The sequence below is a fragment of the Ornithinibacillus sp. FSL M8-0202 genome, assembly GCF_037975285.1.
Taxonomy (GTDB): Bacteria; Bacillota; Bacilli; order Bacillales; family Amphibacillaceae; genus Ornithinibacillus; species Ornithinibacillus massiliensis.
Map to the genome: position 1 here is coordinate 1 of NZ_CP150248.1, position 15,470 is coordinate 15,470.

At 36.6% G+C, this 15,470-nt stretch carries 16 protein-coding genes; all 16 read right to left on the reverse strand.

Annotation, left to right across the window (positions count from 1 at the left end; all coding sequences use genetic code 11):
* Positions 1 to 371 precede the first annotated feature (371 nt).
* The 16 genes from frr to flhA all read right to left on the reverse strand — a co-directional run bounded on the left by frr (position 372) and on the right by flhA (position 15,461).
* Positions 372 to 929, reverse strand: coding sequence for a ribosome recycling factor (frr, locus tag MKY78_RS00005; RefSeq protein ID WP_339215267.1), 558 nt, complete (start codon positions 927 to 929; stop codon positions 372 to 374).
* A 2-nt stretch (positions 930 to 931) separates the two neighbouring features.
* Positions 932 to 1,654 carry a UMP kinase gene (gene pyrH, locus MKY78_RS00010; RefSeq protein WP_339215269.1) on the reverse strand — a complete coding sequence of 241 codons (723 nt, stop codon included), beginning with the start codon at positions 1,652 to 1,654 and terminating at the stop codon, positions 932 to 934.
* Between the two features lie 97 nt (positions 1,655 to 1,751).
* Positions 1,752 to 2,636, reverse strand: a complete 885-nt coding sequence (tsf, locus tag MKY78_RS00015; protein ID WP_339215271.1) for a translation elongation factor Ts — start codon at positions 2,634 to 2,636, stop codon at positions 1,752 to 1,754.
* Positions 2,637 to 2,768: 132 nt separating this feature from the next.
* A complete protein-coding gene (gene rpsB, locus MKY78_RS00020) occupies positions 2,769 to 3,518 on the reverse strand; it encodes a 30S ribosomal protein S2 (RefSeq protein ID WP_211741479.1) in 750 nt (249 codons plus the stop codon).
* A gap of 159 nt (positions 3,519 to 3,677) precedes the next feature.
* Positions 3,678 to 4,124, reverse strand: coding sequence for a helix-turn-helix domain-containing protein (locus MKY78_RS00025; protein WP_339215274.1), 447 nt, complete (start codon positions 4,122 to 4,124; stop codon positions 3,678 to 3,680).
* 7 nt (positions 4,125 to 4,131) lie between these two features.
* Positions 4,132 to 4,437: a hypothetical protein gene (locus tag MKY78_RS00030; RefSeq protein WP_339215276.1), complete on the reverse strand. Its 306-nt coding sequence runs from the start codon at positions 4,435 to 4,437 to the stop codon at positions 4,132 to 4,134.
* 56 nt (positions 4,438 to 4,493) lie between these two features.
* Positions 4,494 to 5,864 (reverse strand): FapA family protein, encoded by a 1,371-nt coding sequence (locus MKY78_RS00035; RefSeq protein WP_339215278.1) that lies wholly within the window; start codon positions 5,862 to 5,864, stop codon positions 4,494 to 4,496.
* Between the two features lie 32 nt (positions 5,865 to 5,896).
* Positions 5,897 to 6,667 carry a FliA/WhiG family RNA polymerase sigma factor gene (locus tag MKY78_RS00040; RefSeq protein ID WP_339215280.1) on the reverse strand — a complete coding sequence of 257 codons (771 nt, stop codon included), beginning with the start codon at positions 6,665 to 6,667 and terminating at the stop codon, positions 5,897 to 5,899.
* 48 nt (positions 6,668 to 6,715) lie between these two features.
* Positions 6,716 to 7,210 (reverse strand): chemotaxis protein CheD, encoded by a 495-nt coding sequence (locus MKY78_RS00045; protein ID WP_339215282.1) that lies wholly within the window; start codon positions 7,208 to 7,210, stop codon positions 6,716 to 6,718.
* Positions 7,207 to 7,842: a chemotaxis protein CheC gene (locus tag MKY78_RS00050; protein WP_339215284.1), complete on the reverse strand. Its 636-nt coding sequence runs from the start codon at positions 7,840 to 7,842 to the stop codon at positions 7,207 to 7,209. The genes MKY78_RS00045 and MKY78_RS00050 overlap by 4 nt, the downstream gene beginning before the upstream one ends.
* A gap of 5 nt (positions 7,843 to 7,847) precedes the next feature.
* Positions 7,848 to 8,318, reverse strand: coding sequence for a chemotaxis protein CheW (locus MKY78_RS00055; protein WP_339215286.1), 471 nt, complete (start codon positions 8,316 to 8,318; stop codon positions 7,848 to 7,850).
* A gap of 27 nt (positions 8,319 to 8,345) precedes the next feature.
* Positions 8,346 to 10,379 carry a chemotaxis protein CheA gene (locus MKY78_RS00060; protein WP_339215288.1) on the reverse strand — a complete coding sequence of 678 codons (2,034 nt, stop codon included), beginning with the start codon at positions 10,377 to 10,379 and terminating at the stop codon, positions 8,346 to 8,348.
* A 1-nt stretch (position 10,380) separates the two neighbouring features.
* Positions 10,381 to 11,433 (reverse strand): chemotaxis response regulator protein-glutamate methylesterase, encoded by a 1,053-nt coding sequence (locus tag MKY78_RS00065; protein WP_339215290.1) that lies wholly within the window; start codon positions 11,431 to 11,433, stop codon positions 10,381 to 10,383.
* Between the two features lie 5 nt (positions 11,434 to 11,438).
* Positions 11,439 to 12,314 carry a MinD/ParA family protein gene (locus tag MKY78_RS00070; RefSeq protein WP_339215292.1) on the reverse strand — a complete coding sequence of 292 codons (876 nt, stop codon included), beginning with the start codon at positions 12,312 to 12,314 and terminating at the stop codon, positions 11,439 to 11,441.
* Positions 12,304 to 13,428 (reverse strand): flagellar biosynthesis protein FlhF, encoded by a 1,125-nt coding sequence (gene flhF, locus MKY78_RS00075; protein ID WP_339215294.1) that lies wholly within the window; start codon positions 13,426 to 13,428, stop codon positions 12,304 to 12,306. Before flhF ends, MKY78_RS00070 begins: the two co-directional genes overlap by 11 nt.
* Positions 13,425 to 15,461: a flagellar biosynthesis protein FlhA gene (gene flhA, locus MKY78_RS00080; protein WP_339215296.1), complete on the reverse strand. Its 2,037-nt coding sequence runs from the start codon at positions 15,459 to 15,461 to the stop codon at positions 13,425 to 13,427. The genes flhF and flhA overlap by 4 nt, the downstream gene beginning before the upstream one ends.
* Between the last annotated feature and the right edge of the window lie 9 nt (positions 15,462 to 15,470).

The following is a 15,470-nucleotide window of genomic DNA, read 5'->3' on the forward strand; positions in this document are numbered from 1 at the left end:
TTTGTACTTTATCACAGCATAAGTGCGACATCTGCTCGAAAAAACCATCGCAGTGTCTACTTTACCGCCGGGCGGCTGCCTTAGCCTCCTCGTGCTACTTCTTTAGGGGTCTCAGGCAGTGCCCTTTCCCCGCAGGAGTCTACGTATATTTCCGGAGTTAGTATCGTGTATCATTCGGTTTTACTTTTAATTCTCTTGGTTATGTCCCAACCTCTTATTATACGTTGGTAAGCTATATACTTTTAGCAATTTAGACTCTTGACATAGCATAATTTATTGTACCAACTATTAGTAATACTAAAGTTCGCTTATAAATAGCGAACTTTAGGCTTCTACTATTTCATTAGTAAAAATAGTAGAACGTTACAAGTTTACACTTCCATAATTTCTTGTTCTTTTTGCTTCGCTAACTGATCAATTTCAGCTATATGCTTATTGGTTTGTTCTTGAACATCGTCCTGAGAAGTTCTCAGTTCATCCTCTGTAAGTTCGCCATTTTTTTCTGCTTTTTTCAAAGCATCATTTGTATCACGGCGAATATTCCTTACTTGAACACGATATTCTTCGGCATATTTTCCAACTACTTTCACAAGATCTTTTCTACGTTCCTCTGTAAGTGGTGGAATGTTAATACGGATTACATTTCCATCGTTGGATGGGGAAAGACCTAAGTCAGCCTTTTGAATAGCTTTTTCGATATCCCCCATTGCTGTTTTATCATAAGGAGTGATAACAAGTAAGCGAGCTTCAGGAGCAGATATAGTTGCTAACTGATTAAGTGGTGTGTTAGCACCATAATATTCTACAAATACACTGTCTAGAATAGCAGGATTCGCTCTGCCAGCTCTTACCGTTGCAAGATTTCTAGAAAATGCTTGTACAGCCTGCTTCATCTTATCTTGGCATTCATTCATAATTTGATCTGTCATGATTATTTCCCCCTTATTATCGTTCCGATTGTCTCACCTTGAACAACCTTTTTAATATTTCCTTCTTCTGTAATAGAGAATACAATTAGTGGAATATCATTTTCCATACATAATGTTGAAGCAGTGGAGTCCATGACCCCAAGGCCTTCATTTAACATTTCCATATACGAAATGTTCTCGTATTTTTTGGCATCTTTATTTAAGCGAGGATCATCTGAGTAAACACCGTCTACATTATTCTTAGCCATTAAGATTACTTCTGCTTCTATTTCAGCTGCTCTTAATGCTGCTGTGGTGTCTGTTGAAAAGTAAGGATTACCAGTACCAGCAGCGAAAATGACAACACGCTTTTTCTCTAGGTGGCGAATTGCTTTCCTCCGAATATAAGGTTCTGCTACCTGGCGCATTTCAATGGATGTTTGTACACGTGACGGTATATCGATTGTTTCTAGTGCATCTTGTAATGCAAGTGAATTCATCACGGTTGCAAGCATTCCCATATAATCAGCGGTTGCTCGATCCATTCCCATTTCACTACCAACTTTACCACGCCAGATGTTGCCACCACCGACAACAATAGCAACCTCTACACCAAGATTAACAACGTCTTTTACTTGTTCTGCAATAGACTGAATAATTTTAGGTTCAATGCCATATCCTTGGGTTCCACTTAACGCTTCACCACTTAATTTAAGTACAATTCTACGGTAACGAGCTGTTGTCATAATAACCTCCACTTGAAATAGATTTAAACATAGTACCATAATCTATGTGCTCATGGTGAAATAGGGAACATTAGATGTCCCCTATTGTTTTTCATCATTATTTTTTAACTTGGCTCATTACTTCTTCTGCGAAGTTTTCAGAACGTTTTTCCATTCCTTCTCCAACTTCATAACGAACAAACGTTTTAACTGAAGCACCTTTTGCTTCTACATATTTTTTAACTTTTTGATCTGGATCTTTAACGAAGCTTTGTTCAAGTAAGCAAATTTCTTCGAAGAATTTACCTAAGCGGCCTTCAACCATTTTTTCAACGATTTTTTCTGGTTTACCTTCGTTTAAAGCTTGTTGTTTTAATACTTCACGCTCATGGTTAATCACATCTTCAGATACTTCTTCGCGAGAAACATACTTAGGATTTACTGCTGCAACATGCATTGCCACGTCTTTAGCAACCGCTGAGTCAGTAGTTCCTTCTAATAGAGTTAGAACACCAATGCGTCCTCCCATATGAAGGTATTCACCAAATGCATCATTATCCGTTTTTGTTACAAGTTCAAAACGACGTAGAGAGATTTTTTCTCCGATTTTTGCAACAGCAGAGTTGATGTAAGTTTCTACTGTTTCGCCTTCGCCATTTAGCTTTTGTTGTAATGCTTCTTCAACAGTTGCTGGCTTTTGCGATAGTAAATGACTTCCTAGATCTACTAGTAGTTGCTGGAATTGTTCATTTTTTGTAACGAAGTCTGTTTCACAGTTCACTTCTAAAAGTACTGCTGTATTGCCTTCAGATGCAATGTATGTAGAACCTTCTGCTGCAATACGGTCAGCTTTTTTAGCTGCTTTAGCAATTCCTTTTTCACGTAGATAGTCAATTGCTTTCTCAATATCACCATTTGTTTCTGTTAGTGCTTTCTTACAATCCATCATTCCAGCACCTGTTTTTTCACGTAATTCTTTTACTAATTGTGCAGTTATAGCCATTGTGAATCCTCCTTATAATTGTCTCTATTAACATTATCTTTGTTATTGTTAATATGCTTTCGGTTTAGAAATTTACTTCTTTAAAAAAGGTGATAAAAGGCTTATCCTCTTATCACCTGACCTTTTCAGAAATTAAGCTTCTTCCGTTGCAACAGCTGTTTCTTCTTCTGGTTGAGCTTCTTCAGCTACTTCTAGTTCTTCACCTTGTTTTACTTCAAGGATAGCATCTGCGATTTTACCAGTTAGAAGTTTTACAGCGCGGATAGCATCATCATTTGCTGGGATCACATAATCAATTTCGTCTGGATCACAGTTCGTATCAACGATTCCGATAATTGGAATGTTTAATTTATGTGCTTCAGCAATTGCAATACGCTCTTTACGAGGGTCAATTACAAATAAAGCATCTGGAAGTTTTTTCATGTCTTTAATTCCACCAAGGAATTTAACAAGACGTTCTTTTTCTTTTAATAAACCGACAACTTCTTTTTTAGGAAGTACTTCAAACGTTCCATCTTCTTCCATTTTTTCAATTTCTACTAAACGGTTAATACGTTTACGAATTGTTTGGAAGTTTGTTAATGTACCACCTAACCAACGTTGGTTAACATAGTACATTCCAGAACGGATTGCTTCCTCTTTAACAGAATCTTGTGCTTGTTTTTTAGTACCTACGAAAAGAACAGTACCACCATTTGCAGCAAGTTCCTTCACATAGTTATAAGCTTCTTCAACCTTCTTAACTGTTTTTTGAAGATCGATGATATAAATGCCGTTACGCTCAGTGAAGATATATTTCTTCATTTTTGGGTTCCAACGGCGAGTCTGATGTCCAAAATGTACACCAGCTTCTAGTAATTGCTTCATAGAAATTACTGACATTATTTTTTCCTCCTTGGTTTTTTCCTCCGTTTGCATCATTTCTGTATAAAGACCTATTCGGCACCATTTTATACAAATCAACAAACGTGTGTGGTTATAAATAATTAGTTTGTATTTACACCAGAAATAAATATATCATACTGAATTATTGATATCAAGCTATATATTACTTTTTTCTTGAAACTTTATAATTAATTCTACTTCTGTTTTCCCACAGCCCAATTTTCGCGCTATTTCTTCGGCGTTTAACCCTTCTTTATATAGCTGTAGAATTCTGGAATGCTGGGATACTTCGACCTCATCTTTTACGGTATCGCTTCCTGGTACACTGATTGGTATTTCTTCATGTTCTTCTACTATTAAAGAAGGTTCATCCTCTACATTTATAGGGGGATCTACATTCTTGGCAGTGGGCTGGATATTGGCTAATTCCTTCTGCAAGCGTCTATTTTCTTCCTTGATTTCTTCTAGATAGTTTTCCATGAGACTTATAAATTCCGAGCTATCATTCGACTTATTCATGGATAGTTGTTTACTTAATGCATAGATAGCTACAATAGAAATAATATGTAATAAAAAGCTCACAATAAATAAAAATGATGTCATAAATTAATTAGCTCCTAATATCGAAGTTATTCCCAAGGTAAGGGTGTTTGAATGTAGGGTCTTGCTCTGTGTTATCCTCTTGATTATGTTGCTTCTTATCCCCTGGTATAGGACTACCCTTCTGGCCATCTTTTTGTAATTGGATATCATCAAACTCTTGTACTTTTTTTCGTTTTTGATTGTCTTGTTTTACTTGACTCTGGGCCAATGCTTCCTGAAAATGCTGATTTGATTTAAGCATTTGTTCTTGTAGTTTACCTGCATCTTGTGTTCTTGGAAGCGCAACCTGCATTTCAACAGATTTCCAACTCATCCTATATCACTTCCTTCACTATACAAACAAGCTATCAGTAAATTTTGGAACATTTGTTAAATAGAACGCATATAGATTTCATTTCGAAGAAGCTCAAATTCCACTTGTGCATGTTCCGTATTCATTACTCTAGTATATTTACCAAATGTAATGGTGGTATTACCATATAAATTTCCAGTGACAGTTAATTTAGCCTGATTCAAATCGGAGTTGCTAGCCATAGAACGTAGCTGTTCGTTTACTGAGTTTAACTGTGCTTGATTTTTATCATAGGATGCTTTTTGTCTTTTTAACGTCGCAACCAATTGGGGATTGGATTCAAGATTAGGAGTTTGGCTCAATTTATCACCAATTATAGATAATTTCTCCAGCGTATCTTCCAATTCCTTCTTTTCAGCCTCTAGTTTCTCTAACTTTTCTAATTCTTTATGACTTCTTCCAAGGACGAGAACTGTTTTGGTATTCATTTGATTTCCAACATGTTTCACTTGAATCGATTCCCCTGCTGATATTTGCCCACCGATAATACTACCTCGTTCACAAACTAATTCACGGCCAACCACACAATCACTATGAAGAATAGAGTTTTCAACATATAAATTTCCAGCCGTCTGAACCATTCCTTGGTTAATATAGCCAATATGAATATTCTCGCCGGCTTTCATAAATCCCTTATGGAGACCTGAAAATCCTTCTGAGATATAAACCGATCCGTTAGCTAAAATAGTAGCAGCTTCAACCATGCCATATATTTTTACGTCTCCCCCAGCATGTACCCTAAAACCTGAAGGGACATTTCCTCGAATGACAATGGTTCCAGGAAAGTCCAGGTTACCTTCTTTCATCGATAGCGTATCTGTTACTTCATATACAGGGTGAACCTGAATAAGGTTCCCATGCATACTTGCCTGACCAACTTCTTCAGCAAAGAAGGATTGACTTTCCTCCTCATATCGAACATTTTTACCGGGTTTCAGATTTATTGGTTTTCCGGGTCTGCTAGAAACTACCTTCCCATACACATCTATTCCCTCAACACCATTAGTCGGCATTGAAATTTCTACAAGCTTGTCTCCTTTTTCTACGGAAGGGATTTGCATAACATCCCGAAAGTTCCAATTATCCGTTTTCTCAATCTCAGGATGAAAATTAATCTTAAAATCTACTTTGCCATCTATTCCGTGAATCGGTTCTTTTCCTTTTGCAATCATTAACGGAAAATCATCAAGTGTAATATCGGAAAGCAATCGGTCTAAATTCGATTGTTGAATACCATATTTGATATTATATTCTGCTAGTAGTTTCATAACAGACTCAGCTGTAACTTCCAATTCTTGATTTGCTAGATACTCCTCAGTATATACGAGTTCGGCCATCATACGATCTGCTGAGATGTTTATATTGAAAAAATCACGAAGATCAATCATTACGTTATTGCTCCTTTAAATAGACATCAACCTTATAAAGCTTCTTGAAGCTTGTTTCTTAATTTAAAGATTGCCTTCTTATGAATTTGCGAGATTCTAGAAGTTGTTAAGCCAAGAACCTGTCCTATCTCGGTAAAGGTTAATCCATCTTGATAAAAAAGACTAATAATCATTTGTTCATTCTCTTTTAAACCTTTTATACCATCAGCTAAATCTTTGTATTGTTCATTCTTCACAACATGTTCATCAGGTTGAACCGATTTATTATCTGGAATGGCATAGCCGATCCCTTCTTTATGTTCGGATTTACCATCCTTTGGCTTATCCTCGATAGAAAGCATATTAGCAAAAAGCGAATCCCTTACGTACGTTTCAACTTCTTGAACAGACATATCTAGAGCATTGGCTAATTCCATTGAAGTTGGTTCTCGTTGATATAGCTGCTCAAGTTTTTGAGTAGCTTGTTCAATTTTTTTCGTTTTTTCCCGAATAGAACGTGGCAACCAATCTTCTTTTCTTAATCCATCTATAATGGCTCCTCGAATTCGAAAGGATGCATACGTATCAAATTTTAAATCCCTATCAAGATCAAACTTTTTTAATGCATCATATAATCCAAATAATGCTAAACTTTTTATATCATCTTTCATGACACTATTTGGCAAATGACTCATCGTTCTTTCTACATGGTAATGAACCAAATACATATACTGTTGGATTAGCTGATTTGCTGCATCGTCATCTTGATTATATTTCCATTTATTCCATAAATCTTGTTCTAGAGGAGAGATTTTTGTACCCAAAGGAAATGCTCCTCCCTGTCCTAGTTTTTGTCATCCGATCTTGTACGATTAAATAACGTGTTCACCTTTGGTAATCGTCCGTATTTTTAAAAGGCCCGTCTGTGGGTCAAACTCAATTGTACGACCAAAATTCCCGCCTACATCAGAGGAAATAACAGGAATTTTATGTTCTGCTAATTTATTCAAAACCGCCTCTACATTGCGTTTACCAATTCGCATCATGTCATTCCCTGTATTAATTTGGAACATCTGTGCACCACCAGCAATTTTCGCTTGTAATTGTGGCTTATGAACACCTCTACTCATTAGTTCTTCAACTAAGATATCAATAGCGGTATCTGCATATTTATATCGATTTATTGTCGCTTGTTTACCGAGATTAGAATCTGGTAGCATGACATGTGCCATGCCTGCTATTTGTTTATTTTTATTAAAAATGACTACTCCTACACAGGATCCTAATCCTGACGTTCTAATAACATCAGGCGCTGTTACAATATTTAAATCCGCTATTCCTACTTTTACGACAGACTGTTTGCTCATAATCCTTGAATTCCCAAAGCTTGAAAAATTTTGTTGAATGATTCCGGCGATGGAAGTAACAGCAACTGTCCATTTATACCTTTTTGTTCTTTCTCCGTATCATTCATTTTCGTGTTGATGATAATAGCATAATCATACACCTCGGATACCTGTAATAAGCCAACAGTCAAAATTGCACCAGCCATGTCTACACTAAAATGCGGCACAGATGGTTGCATATTAATATTAGTAAAGTCAGAAAGCGCGGATAAATAAGATCCAGCTATCATATTTCCTGCTTCTTGAAGAGCAGAGACAGCTAATTCATCTTGCTCACCTTCAGAAAATAACGTAAACTCACTATTGTTTGTCATTTCCTGTACAAGCGTCTCTGCTTCCTCCATAGAGAACAATAAATAAACCATTCCTGGTGCCTCGCCCAGTATTTGAAATAAAATACCTACGATGATTTTTTCGGCACCACCAACCATTTCCATCACTTCATCAAATGCGACAATATCAATACTTGGTACTTCCATGTCAACCTTTTTTTGTATCAGCTTTGACATGGAAGTTGCGGCATTACCTGCACCAATATTTCCAATTTCCTTTAATGCGTCTAGCTGTATATGGGAAAGCTGTTGATAATTCATATGATTTAACCTTCTACATTTTTCAACTCGTTAATTTCCTCGTTCGTTAGAACCTTTCTAAGGTCTAGCAAAATTAATAATCGGTTTTCTAGCTTAGCTACACCTTCGATATAATCTGCATTAACAGCACCAATTACTTCTGGTGCAGGTTCAATTGTTTCGGTTGAAATATCAATTACATCATTAGCTGCGTCTACAATCAATCCTACTTCCATATCTTCTAAATTAACGATGATAATACGAGTGGATTCCGTATATTCTGCCTCTTCTATTCCTAAACGAGAACGAAGATCAATGATTGGTGTCACAACACCTCTTAAGTTAATGACCCCTTTTACGAAGTGTGCCGTATTGGGCACGCGTGTAATGGTTTGGATACGCTCAATTGACCCAATTTGTTGTACAGATACTGCAAATTCTTCATCCTTTAATTGAAATACGATCACTTTCTTTTCCGTTACTGTTTCATTACTCATTTCTTTTCCCCCTCAATTTTAAATTCCTTATTTAATAATTGCGTTACTATCAATAATTAATGCCACTTCTCCATCTCCTAAAATAGTAGCTCCAGAGATGGCAAACGTATTACTTAATAATGATCCTAGTGATTTTAAGACGATTTCTTGCTGTCCAATGAATGAGTCAACGACTAGCGCTGCGATCTTTTCACCTTTTTTCACGAACACAATCGATGTATATTCATCTGGGGCTGCTTCTTGTTCAACACCAAAGATACCTTTTAAATCTACTAACGGAACTACTTTTCCTCTAAAATCAATAACTTTCTTATGATGTGCTGATAAAATCTGTTCTTTTGAGATAATTGCCGTTTCAATAATAGAAGACAACGGAATGGCATACTTTTCTTTATTTAATTCAACTAACAATGCCGAGATAATCGTTAGGGTAAGTGGTAATTGAATCGAGAACACCGAACCGTTATTATATTCTGAGTCAATGGAAATACGTCCACCTAGTGACTCAATTGTATTTTTCACAACATCAAGTCCGACACCACGACCCGAAATATCAGAGATTTTATCGGCAGTTGAAAATCCACTTTCTAGGATTAATTCATAAATTTGTTGTTCGGATAACCCTTCTGCAGCGGATTCTGTCAAAATGCCATTGTTAATCGCTTTTTGTAAGACCTTATCCTTATTTATTCCGGCACCATCATCTGAGATTTCGATGAAAACATGATTTCCGCTATGATATGCTTTTAATTCAATCGTACCTTTCTCAGGCTTCCCTTTACGAATTCTTTCCTCCGGAGATTCTACCCCATGGTCAATAGCGTTTCTTAGCAAGTGAACAATTGGATCACCGATTTCATCTATTACCGTTCGATCTAACTCTGTATCTGCACCGATAATTTCGATATCAATTTGTTTGTTTAAGTCTCTAGCTAGTTTACGAACCATTCTAGGGAATCTACTAAATACGGTATCAATTGGTACCATACGCATTGTAAGAATAATGTTTTGTAAATCACTTGATATTCTCGCCATGCGTTCCACTGTTTCTTTCAGATCAGCATTTTGTAAATCTACTGAAATTTGTTCTAATCTTCCACGGTCAATGATAAGCTCTTCAAATAAATTCATTAGTACATCTAATTTATCAATATTAACGCGAATCGTTTTATTATTGTGGGATGCTTTTTTCGTTTCTTGCTCCTTATCTTTCTTTTCAACCTTATTTTCCGTTACAGAAGTATTTTCCTCTTCTGTTGGTGTTGGTATTACTTCACTCTCATTTGTTTCTCGATAATCGCTAACAGAAAAATCAGATATCGAAACTTCCTCTATTTCGGATACTTTTTTTATCTTTTTCACGATTTCGTCTGCATCTTGATTACTTACTAAAATGACAGAAAATGTGTCATCAAAGTTCTCCTCTTCTAAATCATTAACAGAAGGCTCAGACTTGATTACTTCCCCTAGTTGCTCAAGGACTTCAAAAACCATGAAGACTCGTGCACCTTTTAATAAACAATCCTCGCGTAATCGAACTGTGATCTCGTAATTTTGGAATCCGCGTTCTTTTGACTCATTTAAAATAGATAACTCAAACGCATCTAAGTTTGTAAAAACATTGGATATTGCCGGAGATTCAACCTCCACCTTAATCTCTTTATTCGGTTCTGAAATAGGCGTACCTTTTTCAATCATTTCTAGTTTGCTAGCAATTTCCTTTACATCTAGTGAACCAGTTCCACCACTTGCAATATCTTCTACCATCGTATTTAAGTGATCTACCGTATCAACCAATAAATCAATCATATCAGACTGTACTTGAACACGGTCATAGCGTATTGCATCAAATGCATTTTCGAGTGTATGGGTCAACGTTGCTAAGTCATTATAACCCATTGTTGCGGACATACCTTTAAGCGTATGTGCGGCTCTGAAAATCTCTTCTATGATAGCTTTCTCGTTAGGGTCCTTCTCTAATTCTAATAACTTCTTATAGAGCACTTCTATATGCTCATTGCTTTCATCGATAAAAACATCTAAATATTGTGTAGTATCCATTTTACATCCCCCCAGATCTATTGGTTAACTTGTAAATCATTTCTCCCATTTGATGTAAGTGAACTATATAATTAACAGCATTTGTTTTAATTGCTGCTTTTGGCATTCCATAAATAATTGCTGATTCCTCGGATTCAGCTAATACAATGGCATCAGGATCATGATTTTTTAATCGTTCAATCCCTAATGAACCATCACTCCCCATTCCGGTCAGCACGACTGCAATTTTATTCATACGAGCTATTTCAGCCGCAGATTCAAAAAGCACATCAACTGCTGGGCGGTGCCCTGCTCTCTCCTTTTCTTGTGTCAGTTCAATAGCATGGGAAGTGCCTACTCTTCTAATTTTCATATGGTAATCGCCTGGTGCTATATAAACTGTTCTTTCTTTTATGATTTCTCCATGTGTTGCTTCCTTAATATGTAGTGCGGAGAGATTATTTAAACGTTCAGCTAATGACTTCGTAAATCCAGCTGGCATATGTTGTACGATAAGTACTGGACTAGAAAAATCATTGGGTAGGTCCATTATTAACCGCTGCAGTGCCCGTGGACCACCGGTCGATGCACCTATTAATACTAGTGTCTTGGCATATAATGGTTTCGTAGCAACTAGTTTAGGTGTTTCTGTAGTCTCACGTTTTTTGGTTACATCAACCTGTGAGGCAGCAATTACTTTTGTAATAATTTCCTGCTTAATCGTAGCGATATCTAAGGATATCGAACCTGATGGCTTCGTGATGAAATCTACAGCACCACTCGTAATCGCTTGTAATGTACTATTTGTTGCATCCTTTGTTAAACTAGATAGCATAACTACCGGTAATGGATTGGAATCCATGATTTGTGTCAGGGCAGTGATGCCATCCATGACTGGCATTTCAACATCTAGTGTTACGACATCTGGTGTTAACTCCTGTATTTTCTTCAGTCCGTCTTCCCCATTCCTAGCTGTTGCAATTACCTGTATACGACTATCACTTTCTAGTATATCGGTAATCATTTTCCTCATAAATGCCGAGTCATCGATTACGATTACGCGAATGGGAGTCACTATCCTCACCTTCCTTTTATAGTTAATAGACCCTTTAGTCTTTCAACAAAAGTAGAAGATTCCTTTATACTGGTTTCTACTTTTCTATTTAAATAGCTATCTACTAGCTGCTTAATAGATTTAGCAATAGATGATTTGTCATTGCTAATGGAAAAAGGAGTCTGCTGAATAACAGAAGCTGTCACTGATTTGTCCTCGGGTAATATGCCAAGTACTTTTACATCTATTTCAAGAAACTGCTCTATTAATTTCTGAAATCGAGTTACCGTTGTTTTGCCCTTCTTAAGATTATCTGAACGGTTTAGAACTACTTGTATTGGCAATGTTCTATTGTAACTTGCAATATATTTAATCATGCTATATGCATCTGTTATGGAAGTTGGTTCTGGTGTTGTAATGACAATACATTCATCTGATGCTAAAACAAAATCAATACTAGATTGAGTGGCACCCGCTCCCATATCAAATATAATATAATCAAATGATGCTAGAACACTGTTGTATTGCGCTAGAAAGTAGTTCATCTTATCCTGATCCACAGAAAAAATATCAGTCAGCCCTGCTCCTCCTGCAATAAACTTTAGATTATTTGGTCCTAGTTCCATAATATCATAAATAGGTAATTGGTCCTGAAGTAAATTTACAATGGTTCTCTTTGCTTGTAGACCAAGTAAAATCTCTACATTCCCCATCCCGATATCTAAATCGATTAATAGGACCTTTTTCCCCTGTTTACAAAGCTCTAAAGAGAAATTCACAGAAATATTGGTTTTTCCAACGCCACCCTTTCCACTTACAAAAGAAATTGTCTTTGCTTGTATTGGTTTATTTGATGCTTCCTCTAATTTTCTTCTTAAGCCTTCTGCTTGATCATGAATCAAATAAATCACCTACTAATAAGCCGCTAATGATTTCTTTTGTTGGATTCAAAATATTATCTGGAACTTCTTGGCCATTTGTTAGATAAGCAATTCCGATATTTTCTCCCAGAGGAATGTTGAGTAAGCTTCCATATTGTCTTGTTTCATCTATTTTCGTAAAAATTAGTCCTTCCATATTGATGTGGCGGAAGTTGTAATAAATATCAGAAATATCTTTCGGTTTAGACGTTAACGATAGTACTAAATAATGGGCGACGTTTTCTTGTTGCTTCAAGTTGGCGGATAATTCCTTCACATACTGTTCATCACGATAGTTTCTTCCTGCAGTATCAACTAAAATCAAATCATAGTTTTTTAACTTCTCCATTGCATTCTTATAATCTTCAACCGAGTATGCCACTTCAACAGGTGTATTTAAGATTTTGGCATACGTCTTCAATTGATCAATCGCTGCAATTCGGTATGTGTCCATGGTGATGAAAGCGACCTTCCTTTTGTCCTGTAAGATACTTTTGGCAGCTACTTTTGCTATGGTCGTCGTTTTTCCTACACCTGTTGGACCAACAAAGTGAACAATTTTCGCATTTTCAGAGATCCCCTTGAAGGAAAGACCAGCTAGCTTGGACTCTATTTCCTTTTTAACATCATTTATAATCGTTAGAGAATCTGGCAATACTTTGTTTTCTCTATGACGTTCTACCACATTCATCACAATCGAGCTAGCTAAGTCTTCTTTTACTTCTTGATCAAGTAAATGCTGATATACTACTTGATATTCTAACGGGAATAATGAAGGATTTTGCTGACTTGATTGGTTCTCTAGCATACGACGCATGTTCTTCATTTCCGAGATAAGTTCTGTCTCAATGGAAGTCTTCAGCTTAGATGGACGAGTAGGGCGTACTCCTAATTTCTCATTTGTTCTAGACTTTGAGACGATAGGATTATGATCCAGTGCTGCAACTACTTCAATTTTCCTTTTCTTAAAGAATCCTAAAAATCCACCATCTTGGATTTCCTTCGAGCTTAAAATAACCGCATCGGCTCCTAGTTCCTTCCGAATTTGCTTCATTGCCTCAGGCATTGTTGGTGCTACATATTTTTTTACCTTCATGCTATATTCACCACTCCAACACTTTGAACTTGTACAGTAGGTTCAAGCTCGTTATAGGATAATACGACAACTTGAGGTAGAAATCGGTCTAGTAATTGCTTTAAATACATTCGAATTGCTGGCGAACACAATATAACTGGATTCTCTTCTTGAAGTGCTAAATTCTCTACCTGTTCACTAATTGCTTTTATAATAGACTGTTGTGAATCAGGGTCTAATGCTAAATAATTACCATGTTCTGTCGTTTGAATATTATCCGCCATTATTTTTTCAACCTTACCAGAGACGGTGATTACCTTTAATGAATTATCTTGATTAGCATATTGCTTAGTCAACTGTGCAGATAATGCTTGTCTGACATATTCTCCTAGTAGCTCTGGATCATTCGTTAGCTTACTAAAGTCTGCTAATGTTTCAAAAATGATAGGCAAATTTCGTATCGATACATTTTCTCTAAGTAGTTTAGCTAACACCTTTTGTATATCTCCAATCGATAACGGATCCGGTGTAGTCTCTTCTACTAGTATTGGATAACTTTCTTTTAAGTGATCGACCAATTCTTTTGTTTCTTGTCTACCCAATAATGTATGTGCTTGACGTTTTATCACTTCGGTAATATGGGTCGATACAACAGAAGGAGGGTCTACCACGGTATAGCCAGACAATTCCGCTTCATCTTTATTTTCTTCACTAATCCACTTAGCTGGTAATCCGAAAGCAGGTTCCTGTGTTTCAATACCATCAATGACATCATTATCCATATCAGGTGTCATAGCTAAATAATGATCGAGTAAAATTTCGCCCGAAGCCACTTCATTCCCTTTAATTTTCAATCGATACTCATTCGGATTCAGTTGAATATTATCTCGTATTCGTACAACTGGAATAACAATACCTAATTCAATTGCTAATTGTCTACGAATCATAATCACTCTATCTAATAGGTCCCCTCCCTGTTTCGCATCAACTAAAGGGATAAGGGCATAGCCAAATTCGAACTCAATTGGATCCATGTTAAGTAGATTAATAACATTTTCTTGCGTTTTCATCGCAGTTCCTTCAGCTTGATCTTCTTCCTCCTCATCTTTCACAACTGGTATTTTTTGCTTACGCATCATAAGGTAAGCACCTAATGCCAGAACAAGAGCTATAATCGTTGTTAAGAAAAAGTTGATTGGAGTAAGACCTAATAAGAATATAGTACCTGCAGCGATTAGTAATAACTTAGGATATTGCAATAATTGCTCTGCAACATCACTACCTAAATTATTACCGGATGCAGAACTACGAGTCACCACGATACCTGTAGCAGTAGAGATTAATAGGGCAGGTATTTGACTAACTAATCCATCCCCTACTGTTAATCGCATATACGTATCAATCGCCTCTTGAAACGTGTAACCTTTGTCCATCATTCCAATTGTAATTCCGAATAAAATATTGATGAGAACAATAATGATACCAGCAATGGCATCACCTTTTACGAACTTACTTGCACCATCCATAGAACCATGAAAATCCGCTTCATTTTCTACCTTTTTCCTTCTATCTTTTGCTTCTTGCTCTGAAATAAGTCCCGCATTTAAATCTGCGTCAATACTCATTTGTTTTCCTGGCATCGCATCCAGTGAGAATCGAGCTGCAACTTCTGATACACGTTCTGAGCCTTTCGTAATAACTAAAAAGTTAATAATGACAAGAATGACGAACACGACAAATCCAACTAGTGGACTGTTTCCAATAACAAACGTACCGAACGTATCCACAACACCACCAGCCTCAGCATTACTTAGAATGGATCGTGTTGTAGAGACATTCAGCGCTAATCTAAACAAAGTTAGTAATAGTAAAAGGGTTGGAAATACCGAAAACTGCAGTGGCTCTTGCGTGTTCATGGAAACTAATAGAACGATTAGTGCCAGAATAATATTAATTAAGATAAGTACACTGAGTAGCCATCCAGGTAGTGGGATGACTAACATGATAATGACTACTATTACAGCTATTAAAACGGAAAAATCACGGGCTTTCATGGAAGTCTC